This window comes from Thermohalobaculum sediminis, assembly GCF_023487995.1.
In the GTDB taxonomy this organism is placed as follows: domain Bacteria; phylum Pseudomonadota; class Alphaproteobacteria; order Rhodobacterales; family Rhodobacteraceae; genus Thermohalobaculum; species Thermohalobaculum sediminis.
In genome coordinates, this window is sequence record NZ_JAMFKN010000001.1 from 324,248 (window position 1) to 341,597 (window position 17,350).

Annotated in this window: 13 protein-coding genes; 6 read left to right on the forward strand and 7 right to left on the reverse strand. The window is 70.4% G+C overall.

Annotated features, from left to right (window positions below):
* Positions 1 to 46: 46 nt before the first annotated feature.
* Entirely contained in the window at positions 47 to 616 is a 570-nt protein-coding gene (locus tag M1105_RS01540) for a hypothetical protein (RefSeq protein WP_249578584.1), read from the reverse strand.
* A 172-nt stretch (positions 617 to 788) separates the two neighbouring features.
* On the opposite strand from M1105_RS01540, the gene M1105_RS01545 reads away from it, so the two are divergent.
* Entirely contained in the window at positions 789 to 1,823 is a 1,035-nt protein-coding gene (locus tag M1105_RS01545; protein WP_249578585.1) for a radical SAM protein, read from the forward strand.
* Between the two features lie 17 nt (positions 1,824 to 1,840).
* Positions 1,841 to 3,442 carry a GMC family oxidoreductase gene (locus M1105_RS01550; RefSeq protein WP_249578586.1) on the forward strand — a complete coding sequence of 534 codons (1,602 nt, stop codon included), beginning with the start codon at positions 1,841 to 1,843 and terminating at the stop codon, positions 3,440 to 3,442.
* Here the strand turns inward: M1105_RS01550 and M1105_RS01555 are convergent.
* From M1105_RS01555 to M1105_RS01580, 6 genes are all read right to left on the reverse strand, one after another.
* On the reverse strand, positions 3,439 to 4,635 hold the full coding sequence (locus M1105_RS01555) for a trans-sulfuration enzyme family protein (RefSeq protein WP_249578587.1): 1,197 nt from the start codon (positions 4,633 to 4,635) through the stop codon (positions 3,439 to 3,441). The genes M1105_RS01550 and M1105_RS01555 overlap by 4 nt on opposite strands.
* 91 nt (positions 4,636 to 4,726) lie before the next feature.
* Positions 4,727 to 6,523 (reverse strand): adenylate/guanylate cyclase domain-containing protein, encoded by a 1,797-nt coding sequence (locus M1105_RS01560; RefSeq protein WP_249578588.1) that lies wholly within the window; start codon positions 6,521 to 6,523, stop codon positions 4,727 to 4,729.
* 102 nt (positions 6,524 to 6,625) lie between these two features.
* Positions 6,626 to 7,648: an L-threonine 3-dehydrogenase gene (gene tdh / locus M1105_RS01565; RefSeq protein WP_249578589.1), complete on the reverse strand. Its 1,023-nt coding sequence runs from the start codon at positions 7,646 to 7,648 to the stop codon at positions 6,626 to 6,628.
* Positions 7,645 to 8,832: a glycine C-acetyltransferase gene (locus tag M1105_RS01570; protein ID WP_249578590.1), complete on the reverse strand. Its 1,188-nt coding sequence runs from the start codon at positions 8,830 to 8,832 to the stop codon at positions 7,645 to 7,647. The genes tdh and M1105_RS01570 overlap by 4 nt, the downstream gene beginning before the upstream one ends.
* A 54-nt stretch (positions 8,833 to 8,886) precedes the next feature.
* Positions 8,887 to 9,477 (reverse strand): helix-turn-helix domain-containing protein, encoded by a 591-nt coding sequence (locus M1105_RS01575; protein WP_249578591.1) that lies wholly within the window; start codon positions 9,475 to 9,477, stop codon positions 8,887 to 8,889.
* Between the two features lie 58 nt (positions 9,478 to 9,535).
* Positions 9,536 to 10,444 (reverse strand): LysR substrate-binding domain-containing protein, encoded by a 909-nt coding sequence (locus M1105_RS01580; protein ID WP_249578592.1) that lies wholly within the window; start codon positions 10,442 to 10,444, stop codon positions 9,536 to 9,538.
* A 97-nt stretch (positions 10,445 to 10,541) separates the two neighbouring features.
* Here M1105_RS01580 and M1105_RS01585 point away from each other — a divergent pair, with 97 nt between their 5' ends.
* The 4 genes from M1105_RS01585 to M1105_RS01600 are packed head-to-tail and all read left to right on the forward strand — an operon-like array spanning position 10,542 to position 17,127.
* Positions 10,542 to 12,095, forward strand: coding sequence for a trimethylamine methyltransferase family protein (locus M1105_RS01585; RefSeq protein ID WP_249578593.1), 1,554 nt, complete (start codon positions 10,542 to 10,544; stop codon positions 12,093 to 12,095).
* 9 nt (positions 12,096 to 12,104) lie between these two features.
* Entirely contained in the window at positions 12,105 to 14,141 is a 2,037-nt protein-coding gene (locus tag M1105_RS01590) for an NADH:flavin oxidoreductase (RefSeq protein ID WP_249578594.1), read from the forward strand.
* Positions 14,142 to 16,124: an oxidoreductase gene (locus tag M1105_RS01595; RefSeq protein ID WP_249578595.1), complete on the forward strand. Its 1,983-nt coding sequence runs from the start codon at positions 14,142 to 14,144 to the stop codon at positions 16,122 to 16,124.
* Position 16,125: 1 nt separating this feature from the next.
* Positions 16,126 to 17,127, forward strand: a complete 1,002-nt coding sequence (locus tag M1105_RS01600; RefSeq protein ID WP_249578596.1) for an Ldh family oxidoreductase — start codon at positions 16,126 to 16,128, stop codon at positions 17,125 to 17,127.
* Positions 17,128 to 17,350 lie beyond the last annotated feature (223 nt).

Consider the following 17,350-nt stretch of genomic DNA (forward strand, 5'->3'; position numbering starts at 1 on the left):
TTCCGGCTGAGGGGGACACGCGACCGCGCAACGGCGGCATCTTGTCTCAGAAGTCTTTGAGCCCGTCGATGTCGATAACGCGAAAATAGTCGAGCTTGGTCTCGGCCGGCGCCGAGCCCGAGATCTGCACGAGGATCCGGTTGTCGAGCAGGGTCTGCACCTCGCCCGCGTTGGTCACGACCACCATCTGGCGGTCGATGCGCTCGACCTTGCCCATCTGCGCCATCATCTGCGGGTTCGACAGCATCGCGCCCATCGCGGCCACCATCTGGTTGTCGGCCATCAGCTGGATCGCGACCGTCTCGCGGTCCCTCTGGTATTCAGCCGTCGCCATCAGCCCGCCGCCGAACATGCCGGCGGCGCCAGCGTTCGAGCTGGTCTCGAGGCGAGTCCAGCCTTCGAGCGGCTCGGGCAGGAAGGCCTCGAGCCCCGCCGCCTTCTGCTGCGCGATCAGGGTCGCGGCGAAGTCGATCTCCTCCTTCGCGACAGCAAGGTCGCCCGCGCGGTAGGCTTCGAGCGCGGCGGCGAGCGCGTCCTCGATCTCGTCGGCGGCGGCGGGCCCTGCGCCCAGCAGCGCCGCGAGCGCGAGCGGCCCCATGAAACGAAATGCCTGCATCGGAAATCTCCTTGCCCTGCCGCGACGCGACCGTGCCGCGACACCCCCTTGCCGTTGCTTAGACGCGCCACCGCGGCCGATCAATCGCCAACCGCCGCCCGCCGATGGCGCCAGACCACTGGCGAAGCGCCGGCAGCCGCCTTAGGTTGGCCCGAACGAGGAGCACGCGCGCATGTTCACGCCGGACCGGCCCTACATCTTTCACATCGAGCTGACCGACAAGTGCAATGCCGGCTGCCCGATGTGCCCGCGCACCGACGCGATGAACTTCTGCAAGCCGGATCGCAGCAAGGTGTTCAACGTCGAGCTGGGACTCGCTGACTTCCAGACGCATTTCACCGACGCTTTCTGCGCGCGCACCGACGAGATCGTGTTCGGCGGCGCCTATGGCGACCCGCTGGCGGCCTCGCAGCTTCTGGAGATCGTCGAGCACCTGACGGATCGAGGCGTGCGGCTGGCGGTCTCGACCAATGGCGGCCTGCGCCCGCCCGCTTGGTGGAGCCGGCTGGGGCGGGCGATGAAGCGCACCGGCTCGCGGCTCGAGCTGCATCTCGACGGGTTGGCCGACACCAACCACCTCTACCGCGTCAACACGCGGTGGGAGCGGATCATGGAGAACGCGCGCGCTTACATCGCGACCGGCGCGCGGGCCGAGTGGCACTTCATCATCTTCCGCCACAACCAGCACCAGATCGAGGACGCCTACCGGCTGTCGCGCGAGATGGGCTTCGAGGAATTCACGCTGATCGACACGATCCGCTTCTCGGGCGGCCCGCAATATCCCTACGTCATGCCGGGTGGCGAGCAGCGGGTGCTGGAACTGCCAGACGTCAAGGCCGCGCAGTTCCGAGCGGGCGAGGACGGCGGCGTGGCGGTGCTGGAGCGCCCGCAGGCCGCGGCCGAAGCCCCGCGCACGGGCGTCAACGGCATCGACTGCAAGTCTGCCGCCTTCAACCGGCCCTACATCTCGGCGCACGGGCAGGTCTCGGCCTGCTGCTGGGTGACGGGGTCGGACGAGGAAGCCGCCTTCTTCGCCGCAAACGGGCTGGGGCCGGATCGCTACAACATCCGCAACCGTCCGCTCGAGGACATCCTTCTGGACGAGCCATTCGCGACCCTCTACGCCCGCGCCTGGACGGCAGACACCCTCAAGAATTGCCGTCACAAATGCGGGAAGATGCTGCGCAACAGGCGCAACACGCTCTGAGAGCCCGGGGGGGACGCATGGACGGCGAGTGGGACTACGTCATCGTCGGCGCGGGCACGGCGGGCTGCCTGCTCGCGAACCGGCTCAGCGCCGACCCCGCCAGCCGCGTGCTGCTGCTCGAGGCCGGGGGCGACGACAGCTACATCTGGATCAACATCCCCGTCGGCTATCTCTACTGCATCGGCAACCCGCGCACCGACTGGGGGTTCCGGACGCGCGAGGAGCCTGGGCTGGGCGGGCGCGCCATCCTCTACCCTCGCGGGCGGGTGCTGGGGGGATGCTCGTCCATCAACGGCATGATCTACATGCGCGGGCAGGCGCGCGACTATGACCAGTGGCGCCAGCTTGGCAATCCGGGCTGGGGCTGGGACGACGTCCTGCCGCTGTTCAAGCGCCACGAGGACTACTACGCCGGGGCCGACGAAATGCACGGCGCGGGCGGCGAGTGGCGGGTGGAACAACAGCGCCTGCGGTGGGAGATCCTCGACGCCTTCGCGGACGCCTGCGTCGCCGCCGGCATCCCCAAGACCGACGACTTCAACCGCGGCGACAATTTTGGCGTCAGCTACTTCCGCGTGAACCAGAAATCGGGCTGGCGCTGGAACACCGCCCGGGGCTTCCTGCGCCCCGCGCAGGGCCGCCCGAACCTGCGGGTCGAGACCAGCGCGCAGGCGCGGCGCATCCTGCTGCGCGAGGGGCGAGCGGCGGGCGTGGTCTACCGCAAGGGCGGCCGCGAGGTCGAGGCCATGGCCCGGGGCGAGGTGATCCTCGCCGCAGGCGCCATCGGCTCGCCTCACCTGATGCAGGTGTCCGGCATCGGACCCGGCGAGGTGCTGCGCGCGAACGGCGTCGAGGTGGCCCACGACCTGCCCGGCGTGGGCGAGAACCTTCAGGACCACTTGCAACTGCGCTGCGCCTTCAAGGTCGAGGGGGTGCCCACGCTGAACCAGCGCGCCCGCAGCCTGTGGGGCAAGGCGGGAATCGCGCTGGAATACGCGCTCACGCGCTCGGGCCCGATGTCAATGGCGCCCTCGCAGCTTGGCGTGTTCGCGAAATCGTCCGAGGCCGTCGAGACCGCCGATCTCGAGTACCACGTCCAGCCCCTGTCGCTGGAAAAGTTCGGCGAGCCCCTGCACCCCTTCCCCGCCTTCACCGCCAGCGTGTGCAACCTGCGCCCCACCAGCCGCGGCACGGTGCGCCTGCAAGGCCCCGACCCCGAGGCCGCGCCCGGGATCGCGACGAACTACCTCGCGACCGAGGGCGACCGGCAGGTGGCGGCGAACGCGATCCGCCTGACCCGCCGGATCGCGGCACAGGCGCCGCTCGCGCGCTTCCGCCCGCAGGAGTTCAAGCCGGGGCCCGAGTTCGGCGACGACGACGCGGCGCTTGCCCGCGCGGCGGGGCAGATCGGCACGACGATCTTCCACCCCGTCGGCACGGCGAGAATGGGCACGGACCCGATGGCCGTGGTCGACGCCCGGCTGCGGGTGCACGGCATTCCGGGCCTTCGGGTGATCGACGCCTCGGTGATGCCGACCATCACCTCGGGCAACACCAACGCGCCCGTGCTGATGATCGCCGAGAAGGGCGCGGAGATGCTGCGCGAGGACGCGCGCTAGGCCCGCGCGGCGGCGGCCACCGCCTCCGTCATCTCGCGCATCAGAAGGCCGATGTCCTCGACGCCGACCGAGACGCGGATGAAGCCCTCGGTGATGCCCAGCGCCCCGCGACCCGCTTCCGTCAGCCCCCGGTGCGACGATGTGGCCGGGTGCGACAGCGTTGTGCCCACGTCGCCGAGCGTCGGCGCGAACGCGATGTTTTCCGCCGCGCGCAGGAAGGCGTTGACCTGTGCCCGCCCGCCCTTGAGGCGGAACGACAGCATGTTGCCGCCCCGCCCGCCCAGCACCGCCTGCGCCCGGTTGTGGTCGGGGTGATCGGCGCGGCCGGGATAGAGCACCGCCTCGACCCCGGGCAGTCCCGCCAGCACCTCGGCCAATGCGGCCGCGTTCGCCTCGGCCCGGTCATAGCGCAGGTCGAAGGTCGTGAGCCCCCGCTCGGCCAGCCAGCAGTCGAAGGGGCTGGGCGTGAGGCCCCAGGTCACCACCGCATCGTAGATCGCCTTGTTGCGCGCGGGCGTGTCGGCGGCGATCCAGCCCAGCGTCACGTCGGAATGGCCCGCCAGCAGCTTGGTCAGCGAGTGGATCACCACGTTCGCGCCATGCTCGAAGGGGCGGTAGGCGCGTGGCGTGGTGAAGGTGTTGTCCACCGCCAGCATGACGCCGCGCCGCCGCGCGATCTCGGCAATCGCTTCCATATCGGCCACCCGAAGCGTGGGGTTCGAGACCACCTCGACCAGGATCAGCCGGGTTTCCGGCCGGATCGCCGCCTCGATGGCGGCGGCATCGGTGGGATCGGCCAGCGTCGCCGAAATCCCCAGGCGCGGCAGGTCCTGAGTCAGCAGCCTGAGCGAGCGGCCATAAAGCTGATCGCCCGCCACGATATGGTCCCCCGCCCGGCAGAGCCCCAGGAACAGGCTCGACACCGCCCCCATGCCCGAGCCGGTCACCACGCCCTGCCCCATCGCGGGCGTCACCCCCTCCAGCCAGTCGATCTTCTGGCCGATGATGGTGGCATTCGGATGCCCCTCGCGCGCATAGGTGTAGCCTCGCACCTGCCCCATGTATTGCGCATCCAGCTCGTCCGCGTCGGTCGAACGGTAGACGACCGAGGGGAAGATCGGACTCACCACCGGGCGCGAGACCGAGGGCGGCACCGGCGTGCGGCGGACGAGCGAGCGGGGATCGTGGGTCATGGCGGCGGCACCCGATTGAGAAAGGACGGGAGCCACAACCATCACAGACGCGGGCGTGGCGCAACGCCCCTGATGTTCGATGGACGGGGGCTCAGCCGGGTGCTGGAACCTCGGCATCGCCTGCCGCATCGCGCAGCGCGTCGGGCGGCAGCCCGCCCTTCCGAAGCCCCTCGACGAGGTGGGCGCGATGGCACGGGTCGCCATAGGGGAACACCACCTGCCAGTAACGCCCTGCATCCGCGGGGGTCGTGGCCTCGATCTCGGGCAACAGCGCCGCGGCCTCCGCCGTCGCGCCGGTCTGGCCGAGGCAGGCGAGCAGGATCGCAAGCGTCGGGTGGACGCGGCGGCTCGCGCTGGCCGCCCGGGCGCAGTCGAGCGCCTCGGCGTAGTGTCCGAGCCCGTAATGCGCCAGCGCCATGCGGCCCATGAAGTGGAAGGTCAGCGGCTCGTGCGGGCTCAGGCGCATGCCCGTCCGCAGGGGCTCCAGCGCCTCGGCGAAGCGGCCCATCGCCACCCTCACCCAGCCCAGCCCGAAATGGCCGAAGGCGAAGTTCGGGTTGAGGTCGATCGCCTTCTGCGCCGCTGCCAGCGCTTCGTCGAGCCTGAGCGCGACAAGACGCGCCGTGAAGACCGCGTAATGGCAATACGGGTCGCGGCCGTCGAGCGCGAGGGCGCGCTCGGCCTCGGCGGTCAGCTCCGCCGCATCCGCCGCGACATCGCCGCTGAAGCCGAACACGATACGCGAGGCCAGCGCGCGGGTGAGCGCCATGTGGGCGCGGGAAAAGTCGGGGTCCAGCGCGATCGCCCGGCGCTGCCAGCAGATGCCCTCGTCGATGTGGTCGGCCGAGATCTGGTAGTGGTGCCACATCCCCCGCATGCAGCATTCATAGGCGTCGAGCCGCTCGGTCGGGCGGTGCGACGCACGCCTGCCCTCGCCCATCAGGATCTCGGGCTCGATGGCGGCGACCACCGCCTGCGTCAGCTCGTCCTGAATGGCGAAGATGTCGGAATAGTCGCGGTCGTAGCGCTGCGCCCAAAGATGCACACCGGTGCCCGCCTCGATCAGCTGGCCGGTCACGCGCACCCGCCCGCCCGCCTTGCGCACGCTGCCCTCCAGCACATAGCGCACGCCCAGTTCCCGGGCGATCTGCGTCACGTCGATGGCGCGGCCCTTGTAGGTGAAGCACGAATTGCGCGCGATCACGAAGAACCATCGGTAGTGCGACAGCGCGGTGATGATGTCCTCGGTCAGGCCGTCGGCGAAGAATTCCTGCTCGGGGTCGCCCGACATGTTCACGAAGGGCAGAACGGCAATCGATGGCTTGTCCGGCAGCGCGGGCTGCGAATACGGCCCTTGGCGCGCGGCGCCGTCCTCGCGCCGCCAGTCCACGTGGCAAACCTGCGCCGAACGGGGAATGTTCCTGAGCCTGCGCTCGCCCGCCGCCGTCAGCGGGAAGCCGAGCTTGCCCTCGATCTGGTCCCGCACGGCCGCCGAGATGCAGATTCCCCCGGGCTCGGCGATCTCCTGCAACCGCGCCGCCACGTTGACGCCGTCGCCCAGCAGGTCGCCGTCCTCGACCACCACGTCGCCAAGATTGACGCCGATGCGGAACTCGGCGCGCCGGTCGGGGGCGAGGTCGGCATTACGGCGGTGCATCGCCCGCTGGATCGCGACCGCGGCGCGCACACCCTGAACCGCGCTTGCGAACTCGGCGATCAGGCTGTCGCCGGCCGAGCCGAAGATTCGCCCGCCATGCTCTCGCACCAGCTCGGCAATCGTCGCGCGGCAGGTGGCAAGGAACGCGAGCGTCCCTTCCTCGTCCTGCGCCACGAGGCGGCTGAATCCGGCGACGTCGGCCGCAAGGATGACGGCGAGCTTGCGTTCCACGGGTCAGGCGCCCCCCGGCGCGGGTTGACCGATGGAGAAGCCTAGTCCCGCCGCGTGGCCCCGCAAAGCCTCATATGCGATCGGGGGACCTGCGCCCGTGGCTCAGTCCAGCTCCAGCACCACCTTGTTCGCCTCGCCCCGCGCCACCGCCTCGAAGCCCTTGGCATAGTCCTCGAAGGCAAGGCGGTGCGAGATCACCGCGCTCACGTCGAGGCCGGATTCCAGCATCGCCAGCATCTTGTGCCAGGTCTCGTACATCTTGCGGCCATAGATGCCCTCGAAGGTCAGCCCCTTGAAGATCGCGGCGTTGAGGTCGATCGCGGGCCGCCCGGGGAACAGGCCCAGCAGGGCCACCTTGCCGCCGGTGATCATCGCCCCGATCATCGCGTCGAGCGCGGCCTCGGCCCCCGACATCTCAAGGCCGACATCGAAGCCCTCGCGCATGCCGAGGTCCCTCATCACGTCCGAAAGCTTCTCGCGGTCCGCCCGCACACCGCGCGTGGCGCCCATCTGCTCGGCCAGCCGCAGGCGCGCGTCGTTGATGTCGGTGACCACCACGTGATGCGCGCCGACATGGCGGCAGACGGCCGCCGCCATGCAGCCGATGGGACCCGCGCCGGTGATCAGCACGTCCTCGCCCACCAGGTCGAAGGCAAGCGCGGTGTGCACGGCGTTGCCCAAAGGGTCGAGGATCGACGCGATCTCGTCCGAGACACTGTCGGGCAGCGGGCGCAGGTTCGCCTCGGGGATCACCACCCATTCGGCAAAGGCACCCTGCCGGTTGACGCCGATGCCCTTGGTCTGGGCGCAGATATGCGCACGGCCCGACAGGCAGTTGCGGCAGTGCCCGCAGGGGATGTGCCCCTCGCCCGAGACGCGCGCGCCGATGGGCGCATTGGCGCCGGGGCCGTTCGCCTCGACCACGCCCATGTATTCGTGACCCACGACCATCGGCACCGGCACGGTCTTGCGTGCCCAGTCGTCCCATTTCCAGATGTGCATGTCGGTGCCGCAGATCGAGGCGCGCCTGACCCGGATCAGCACCTCGCCCGGGCCGGGCACGGGCTTGTCGACCTCGCGCAGTTCCAGCCCCGGCGCGTCGGCGGCCTTGACCAGTGCCTTCATGACACGACTCCCAGACGGCGGCCGACCTCGGTAAAGGCGGCGATGGCGTGGACGATATCGGCGGTGCTGTGCGCGGCCGACATCTGGGTCCGGATGCGCGCTTGCCCGCGCGGCACGACGGGGAAGGAGAAGGCCGTGACATAGACCCCCTCCTTCATCATCTCGGCCGCGAAGTCCTGCGCGAGCCGCGCGTCCCCCAGCATGACGGGAATGATCGGATGCTCGCCGGGAACCAGCGTGAAGCCCGCGACCGTCATCCCCGCGCGGAAGCGCCGGGCATTCTCGGCGAGGCGCTCGCGCAGGCTCGCATCCTCGGTGACCATGTCGAGCGCCTCGAGCGTGGCTGCGACGATCATCGGCGGCACGGCGTTCGAGAACAGGTAGGGCCGCGCGCGCTGGCGCAGCATCTCGACCAGCGGGCCGGGCCCTGCGATGTAGCCGCCAGCCGCGCCTCCCAGCGCCTTGCCGAAGGTGCCGGACAGAAGCTGCACGCGCTCGCGCACGCCCCAGTGGTCGGGCGTCCCCGCCCCGTGCGGGCCGACAAAGCCCACCGCGTGGCTGTCGTCGACCATCACGGTGGCGCCGTGCTTTTCCGCGAGGTCGCAGATCGCGGGCAGGTTGGCGATGATCCCGTCCATCGAGAACACGCCGTCGGTGACGATCAGCCGGTGGCGCGCGTCGGCGGCCTCGACCAGCCGCGCCTCGAGTTCCGCCATGTCGTTGTTGGCGTAGCGCAAGCGGCGCGCCTTGCACAACCGCACCCCGTCGATGATCGAGGCATGGTTGAGCGCGTCCGAGATGATCGCGTCCTCGGGCCCCAAGAGCGCCTCGAAGATGCCGGCATTGGCGTCGAAGCACGAGGCGAACAGGATCGCGTCCTCGGTGCCCAGGAACGCCGCCAGCCGCCGTTCCAGCCGGTGGTGCAGGTCCTGCGTCCCGCAGATGAAGCGCACCGACGCCATGCCGAAGCCGTGGCTGTCGATCGCCGCCTTTGCCGCCGCCTTGAGGCGCGGATGGTCGGCCAGCCCCAGATAGTTGTTGGCGCAGAAGTTCAGGAACTCGCCGCCCGCGACCTTCACATGCGCCGATTGCGCCGAGGTGATCTCGCGCTCGTGCTTGGTCAGCCCTTCGGCCTCGATCTGCGCGAGGACTGCGGCGGTGTCGGCGACGAGTGAGGTGGGCATGACATATTCCCTTATCCCGGACAAATTCCCGTATATCGAATTTTCAGACTCCGTCTAGCCGATTCGCGCACCGCTCTGCCCGCTCATGTCCACCACCAGCAGGGCGCGCGCCGGCGCCTCGCCACTGTTGCGGATCGCGTGCGGGCGGTCGGCGCGATAGCGCAGCGTGTCGCCCGCCACGGCCGTCGTCGTGGCGTCGCCCGCCTCGACGGTGAGCCGCCCCGCGAGGCAGGTCAGATGCTCGACCGTCCCCGCCTGGTGCCCCTGCGAGATCAGCGCCCCGCCCGGCTCGGCGGTGAAATCGTACCATTCGATCGCCAGCGCCGTCTGCAGGGGATTGAGCGCGCGCAATCGGCACTTTCCGTCCGCACTGCCCATGCTAGGGATGGCGTAGCCCGGGATCCGCTCGATTCCCGCTCCCGCCTCGCTCGCGCCCTCGATCGTCGCGAGTTCGATCCCCAACGCGCGGGTGATATTCCAGACCGTGGTGAAGGTGGGGTTGACCGCGCCGCGCTCGATCTGGCTCAGCATGCTCTTCGACACGCCGCAGAGCGCCGAGAGCCCCTCGAGCGTCAACCCCTGCCGCTTGCGGGCACGGCGCACCATCTCCGCGAGCGCGGGGGGCGGGGCGAGGTCGCTGGGCATGGCGGGCACTCCGTATCCTGCACGTCGTCCAATATATAGGAAATCGGGCGCGCCGCAATCACGGCAGCCCCGCGCCCAGCATCCAGTCGCGCACCCTGAGGGCGGCACTTCCAGGCTCGGACCGAGCCGGCCAGACCACGTGGAACCCCGACCCGGTCGCCAGCGCCTGCCGCGAGACGCGCACCAGCAGCCCGTCCCGCAGCATCGGCTCGACCAGGTGGCGCCAGCCCAGCGCGATCCCCTGCCCGGCCAGCACCGCTTGCACGACCAGCACATAGTCGTTGATCAGCAGCCCGCTCGAGCGCGACGGCGGCGCCACGCCGATCGAGCGGAACCAGTCGGCCCAGTCGGGGCATGGGCGGAACGGCTCCTCGAGGTGGATCAGGCGGTGGCGCGCGATCTCGGCGTCGGTAGCGGGCGTCCCGTGCGCGTCGAGATAGGCGGGGGAGGCAATGGCGACGATCTCCTCGCGCGCCAGCAGCGCGCTTTCGCAGCCCGGCCAGTCGCCGGGCTGACCGCCGCGCAGGGCTAGCGGCAGGCGCTCGGCCAGGATGTCGAGATCGCGCTCGGAGGTCTGGATGCGCAGGTCGATCCCTGGCATCGCCTCGCGAAAGCGCGGCAGACGCGGCAGCATCCAGAAGCTGGCAAAGGCCGTCGAGGCCGACAGCGTCACATGCCGGTCCGTGCCCAGCGCCGCGATCTCGGACAGCCCCTTGCGGATATGCCCCAGCCCCAGCGCCACGTCGGCGTGCAGCCGGCGCCCGGCTTCGGTCAGCTCGACCGCCCGGTGGCGCCGCGTGAACAGCGGCACGCCGTGGTGATCTTCCAGCGCACGCACGGCAAGGCTCACGGCCGCCTGCGTCATGCCAAGCTCCACCGCCGCACGGGTGAAGCTGAGATGCCGCGCCGCCGCCTCGAACACGATCAGCGGGCGCGCGACGGGCAGGATCTGGCGGAGCGGCTGCATAAGCCCAGCTTATCTGACGGGCCAGCATTTTCCAGCGTCACGTTGGCCATTGCGCGGCGTAGCTTCGCGGATGGCAATGAAACCGGGAGAGGCCGCGATGACAGCAGCAGCGGAGACGGCCGGACGCGAGGGGCGCAGCACCTCGGCCCGCGCGCGGCGGCGCGAGAGCCGGGCGACCGGACCCACGGGCCCCGCCTACATCACCCGCGGGATCCCCACCTACGACATCGCGCCCGAGGAGTCGCTCGTCAGGATCGAGCGAACCGCCGAGCGCATCCTCGCCGAGATCGGCATCGACTTCCGCGGCGGCGACACGCGGGCCATCGAGCTGTGGCGCAAGGCGGGGGCCGAAGTTACGGGCGAGCGCATCCGCTTCCCGCCGGGGCTGGTTACCGAGGTCCTGCGCACCGCGCCGCGCGAGTTCGTGCAGCACGCCCGCAACCCCGCCCGCTCGGTGGTGATCGGCGGGCGGCACACGGTGATGGCGCCCTCCTACGGCTCGCCCTTCGTGATGGATCTCGATCGCGGGCGGCGCTACGGCACGATCGAGGATTTCCGGAACTTCGTGAAGCTTGGCCAGTCCTCGCCTTGGCTGCACCACTCGGGCGGCACGGTCTGCGAGCCCACTGACGTGCCGGTGAACAAGCGGCATCTCGACATGGTGATGGCGCATCTGACGCTGTCGGACCGCGCCTTCCTGGGCTCGGTCACCGCCGAGGAGCGGGTCGAGGACTCGGTCGAGATGGCGCGGATCGTGTTCGGGGCCGACTTCACGGACGCCAACTGCGTGGTGATGGGCAATTTCAACGTCAACTCGCCGCTGGTGTGGGACGCCACCATGACCACGGGGATGCGCGCCTATGCCCGTGCCAACCAGGGCACGGTGATCGTGCCCTTCATCCTGGGCGGCGCGATGGGGCCGGTGACGATGGCGGGCGCGATCGCCCAGGCCCATGCCGAGACGCTGGTGGGCTGCGCGCTGAGTCAGCTCGACCGCCCCGGGGCGCCGACGATCTACGGCAACTTCCTGTCCTCGATGTCGCTGCGCTCGGGCTCGCCCACCTTCGGCACGCCCGAGCCCGCCATCGGCTCGATGATCGTGGGCCAGCTTGCGCGCCGGGCGGGGCTGCCGCTGAGGTGCGCGGGGAACTTCACCAACTCGAAGCTTCCGGACGCGCAGGCGATGGGCGAGAGCACCATGTCGATGCTGTCGGCGATCCATTGCGGGGCGAATTTCCTGTTGCACTCGGCCGGCTTTCTCGATGGGCTTCTGTCGATGTCCTACGAGAAGTTCATCCTCGACGCCGACCTCTGCGGCGCGCTGCACAGCTACATGGCGGGCGTGGTGGTGGATGACGACACGCTGGCGATGGACGCGTTCCGCGAGGTCGGGCCGGGGTCGCATTTCCTGGGCTGCGTCCACACCATGCGCCATTACCAGACCGCCTTCTGGGACAGCCAGACCGCCGACAACGAGCCGTGGGAGACATGGTCCGAGAATGGCGGCACCGACGCCATGACCCGCGCGAACCGCCGCTGGAAGCAGGTGCTGGCCGACTACGAGGCGCCGCCTATGGACGAGGCCACGCGCGAGGCGCTGGAGGATTTCGTGGCGCGGCGCAAGGCCTCGATGGAAGACGCCTGGCACTGAGGAGCGACGATGCGCGACGATCCCCTGCTGAGCCCCTACCAGTTGCGCCACCTGACCCTGCGCAACCGGATCATGTCGACGGCTCACGAGCCCGCCTATTCCGAGGGGGGCATGCCGAAGGATCGCTACCGGCTCTACCATGTCGAGAAGGCCAAGGGGGGAATTGCGCTGACGATGACCGCGGGCTCGGCGGTGGTCTCGCCCGACAGCCCGCAGGCCTTCGGCAACCTGCATGCCTATGATGACGAGATCGTGGGCTGGCTGAGGCGGCTCGCGGACGACTGCCACGAGCACGGCGCGGCGGTGATGATCCAGATCACGCATCTCGGGCGGCGCACCGGCTGGAACAAGGGCGACTGGCTGCCGGTGCTCGCGCCCTCGCCGGTCCGCGAGCCCGCGCACCGCGCCTTCCCCAAGGAGGCGGAGCTGTGGGACATCGACCGGATCGTGTCCGACTACGCCGATGCCGCCGAGCGGATGCAGGCGGCGGGGCTCGACGGGATCGAGCTGGAAGCCTATGGCCACCTGATGGACGGCTTCTGGTCGCCCGCCACCAACCGGCGCGAGGACGAGTACGGCGGCACTCTCGACAACCGGCTGCGCTTCACCCACCGCGTGCTGGACGCCATCCGCGCCCGCGTGGGCCCCGACTTCCTGGTCGGCGTGCGCATGGTGGCGGACGAGGACTGGGACAAGGGGCTCACCCGCGCCGAAGGGGTCGAGATCGCCCGGCGGATCGTGGCCTCGGCGCGGGTCGATTTCCTAAACCTCATTCGCGGGCATATCGAGACCGACGCGGCGCTGGCAGACGTAATCCCGATTCAGGGGATGCGCTCGGCCCCCCATCTCGATTTTGCGGGCGAGGTGCGGGCGGCCGTCAAGTTCCCCGTCTTCCACGCGGCGCGAATCCCCGACGTGGCCACCGCGCGGCACGCCATCGCGGCGGGCAAGCTCGACATGGTGGGGATGACGCGGGCGCATCTCGCGGACCCCCACATCGCGCGCAAGGTGGCAGCCGGGGCCGAGCACCGCATCCGCCCCTGCGTGGGCGCGACCTACTGCCTCGACCGCATCTATGAGGGGGGCGAGGCGCTCTGCATCCACAACGCCGCCACGGGCCGCGAGGCGGCGATGCCGCACGAGATTGCGCGCGCCGCCACCCCGCGCCGGGTGGTGGTGGTGGGCGCCGGCCCCGCGGGGCTCGAGGCGGCGCGGGTCGCGGGCGAACGCGGGCACCATGTCACGCTGATCGAGGCGGCGGCGCAGGCGGGCGGGCAGATCCGGCTCGCCGCCATGAACCCGCGCCGGGCCGAGTTGATCGGCATCGTGGATTGGCGGATGGAGGAGTTGGAGCGCCTCGGCGTCGAGACCCGCTTCAACACCTTCGGCGAGGCCGATGAGATCATGGCAGAAAACCCCGACGTGGTGATCCTTGCCACCGGCGGCCTGCCGAACACCGGATGCGTCGAGTCCGGCGAGGATCTGGTCACCTCGTCCTGGGACATCCTGTCGGGCGAGGCGAAACCCGGCTCGGACGTGCTGGTCTATGACGACAATGGCGGGCACCCGGGCATGTCGGCGGCCGAGATGATCGCCCGCGCTGGCGCCACGGTGGAGGTCATCAGCCCCGAGCGCTTCTTCGCACCCGAGATGGGGGGCCTGAACCACGTCCCCTACGCCCGTGTCTTTGCCGAGAAGGGCGTGCGGGTGACGATCAACACCCGCATCAGGGGCGTCGCGCGCGAGGGGAACAAGCTGCGGGTGACGATGGGCTCGGACTATGCCGAGACGACGGGCACCCGATTGGTGGACCAGGTGGTGGTCGAGCACGGCACCCTGCCGGACCCTGAGCTCTACGAGGCGCTGAAGCCGCATTCCGTCAATGGCGGCGCGGTCGATTACGCGGCGCTGATCGCGGGGCGCGCGCAGGCGGTGGTCACGAACCCCGAGGGGCGGTTCCGGCTGATCCGCATCGGCGACGCCGTGGCCTCGCGCAACATCCATGCCGCCATCTATGACGGGCTCAGATACGTCAAGGACCTCTGAATGACCGCCTTCCCGCGCCTGATGTCGCCCGTGAACCTGCGCGGGCATGTCCTTCGCAACAGGATCGTGTTCGGCGCGCATACCGCCAACATGGCCGAGAACGGTCTGCCGACTGAGCGCCACGCCGCCTATTACCGCGAGCGCGCCATCGGGGGCGCCGCGATGGTGGTGGTCGAGCCCATACCGGTCCATGCGGCGGCCGTGCTGACGCGGGGCAATTTTCGCCATTCCTCGGACGCCGTGATCCCGCATTTCCGCCGTGTGACCGAGGCGATCAAGGGCCACGGTGCGGTCGCCATCCAGCAGCTTTACCATGTGGGCCAGCACGGCGACTCGGACCTGTCGTTCCACCCGCACTGGTCGCCTTCGGGCATGCCGTCCTACCACGACTCGGATGGCAGCCACGCCATGACCGAAGGAGAGATCGAGGAGACGATCGAGGGCTTCGTTCAGGCCGCGCGGCGCTGCCGCGAGGCGGGGTTTGATGGGGTCGAGGTCTGGGCCGCCTATCACGGGCTGGTCGATCAGTTCTGGACGCCATGGTCGAACCGGCGCGACGACAAGTGGGGCGGGAGCCTGGAAAACCGCACGAGATTCTCGCGCGAGATCATTCACCGCATTAGAAAAGCCTGCGGCGAGGATTTCGTGATCGGCCTCGCCGTCAACGACGAGCCTGACGTCGAGGTGGCGCTGGGGCGCGAGGCCCTCGCCGAGATCGTCGAGCGCCACGACCGCGACGCGCTGGTCGATTACGTCACCTGCGGCAGCGGCAGCTACTTCGACTTCTACAAACTGATGCCGACCTTCCTCTACCCCGAGAAGCTGGGAACGGGGCTGTCGGCGGTGCTGAAGGGCGTGGTGAAGCACGCCCTCGTCACCGCCGAGAGCCATATCCGCACGCCGCAGAACGGCGAGGACGTGATCCGGGCTGGCGAGGCGGATCTCGTGTCCATCGTGCGGGGCCAGATCGCCGACCCGCACCTGGCGCGCAAGGCCGCGGAGGGGCGGCCCGAGGACGTGCGCGGGTGCCTCTCGTGCAACCAGATGTGCTGGGGGCGGCGATCGCGCGACTACTGGATCTCCTGCGTCGTGAACCCGTCCGTGGGCCGCGAATGGGAATGGGGCGGCGACCGCTTCACCCGCGCGCCCCATCCGCGCCGGGTGCTGGTGGCGGGCGGCGGCGTGGCGGGGCTCGAGGCCGCGCGGGTGGCGGCCGAGCGCGGGCACCGGGTGGTGCTGGCCGAGGCCGCGGATCGGCTGGGCGGGCAGTTCCGGCTTGCCGGGTTGCAGCCGCGGCGCGCGCAGATCATCGACCTGATCGAATGGTACGAGCGCCAGCTTGCGCGGCTGCAGGTCGAGGTGCGGCTCAACACTTACCTCGAACCCGATGACGTGGGAGGATTTTCCCCCAATCTTGTGCTCGTGGCCACGGGCTCGCAGCCCGACGGCGCCGCTTTCCAGAAGGCCCTGCCGCATCTGCCGCACCTGCCGGGGATCGAGCGCGGCCGCGTCTGGTCGGCCGAGGACGTGATGGGAAAGGTCGCTCGGCCCGGCCCCCGCGTTATCGTGCTAGACGAGGGTGGCAACTGGCGCGGCGCGGGGACCGCATGGCATCTGGCCGAGGCCGGGCACCAGGTCACCTTGGTCACGCCCGACGCGCTGGTCGGCAAGGAGTTGCAGCGCACGGCGGCCGATTTCCCCTTGCGCCAGCGCCTCGCGCAGCTTGGAGTGGAATTCATGTGCGAGAGCGGCATCCTCGAATGGACCGGCCGGGGCGCGCGGGTGGTGAGCTTCCTCACCGGCGCCGAGCGCGCGATCGAGGCGGACGACCTCGTGATGGCCGTGCCGAACCGGGCCGAGGACGGGCTGTTCCGCGAGCTTGCAGGGCGCGGCGTCGAGGTCCGTCTGATCGGCGATGCGGCGGCGCCGCGGCAGGCGGCTTACGCGATCCATGACGGGCGGAAGGCAGCGCTGGAGATCTGAGATGGCCGAGACCCTGAGCCTCGCGGACGCGCGCGACCTGCTCGCCCGCGCGGCGATGGGCGCGGGCGCGCGCGGGACGGTCGCACGCTCGATCGCGAAGGCCGCGGTGGCAGCCGAGGCCGAGGGGATGCCGACGGTCGGGGTCTCGCATTTCCTCGACTACCTCGCGAGCATCGAGGCGGGCCGGATCGACGGGCAGGCCGAGCCCACGATCACCCGCTCCTCGCCCGTGGTGCTGCGCTCGGACGCGGGCGGGGGTGTCGCGCATCTGGGCTTCGACCGGGTCTTCGAGGAACTGGTCGAGATGGCCCGCGCCTTCGGCGTCGCGGTCTTCGCGCAGAAGGGAGCCTATACCTGCGGGCAGCTTGGCCATTTCCCCAACCGGCTGGCCGAGCGGGGGCTGGTGGCGCTGGCGGCAACCAACGGACCCGCCTTGCTCGCGGCCTCGGGCACCACGCAGCCGGTGTTCTGCACCAACCCGGTGGCGCTGGCCGCGCCACGGGGCAAGGGGACGCTGGTGATCGACCAGTCCTCGAGCCAGACGGCCTTCGTGAACATCCGCCGCGCCGCTGAGGAGGGGCGCGAGATCCCTGAGGGCTGGGCGCTCGACGCCGGGGGACAGCCCACCACCGACCCGGTGGCGGCAATGGCGGGGGCGCTCCTGCCCTATGGCGGGGCGCGCGGGGCCAACATGGCGCTGATGGTCGAGGTGCTCGCGGCGGCGCTGACGGGCGCGAACTGGTCACTCGACGCGCCCTCGATCGTCGCGGGGAACGCGAGCCCGATGACCGGGCTCGTGGTCATCGCCATCGCGCCGGAGACCACGGGGGGCGCGGGCCTCACCCGGCGGCTCGACGATTGGGCCCGACGGGTCGAGGCGATGGGCGGGCACATTCCTGGCCAGCGCCGCCTGGCCGCGCTGGCGCGCGCCGAGGCCGATGGGATCGCGATCGGGGATGACGTGCTGGCGCGGCTGCGCGGGTATGCGGAGCGGGCGGGGTAAGCCCCCCGGCGCGGGAAGCGCGCAGGGGGCATGGCGCGCCACCGGCTCCGGCGAGGCCCCGGGGTGAGCCCGGGGCAGCGGCGGGTGTCGGGCGCGGGCGCGAGGCTCTGGGTCGAGCCCGGGACAGCGCAGAACCGAGAGCCGGGAGGATGCGCGGGTTACCGCGGCCGAACCTTGCTGCCCCGGGCTCGACCCGGGGCCTCGCGCCGTTCGCCTCGCGCAT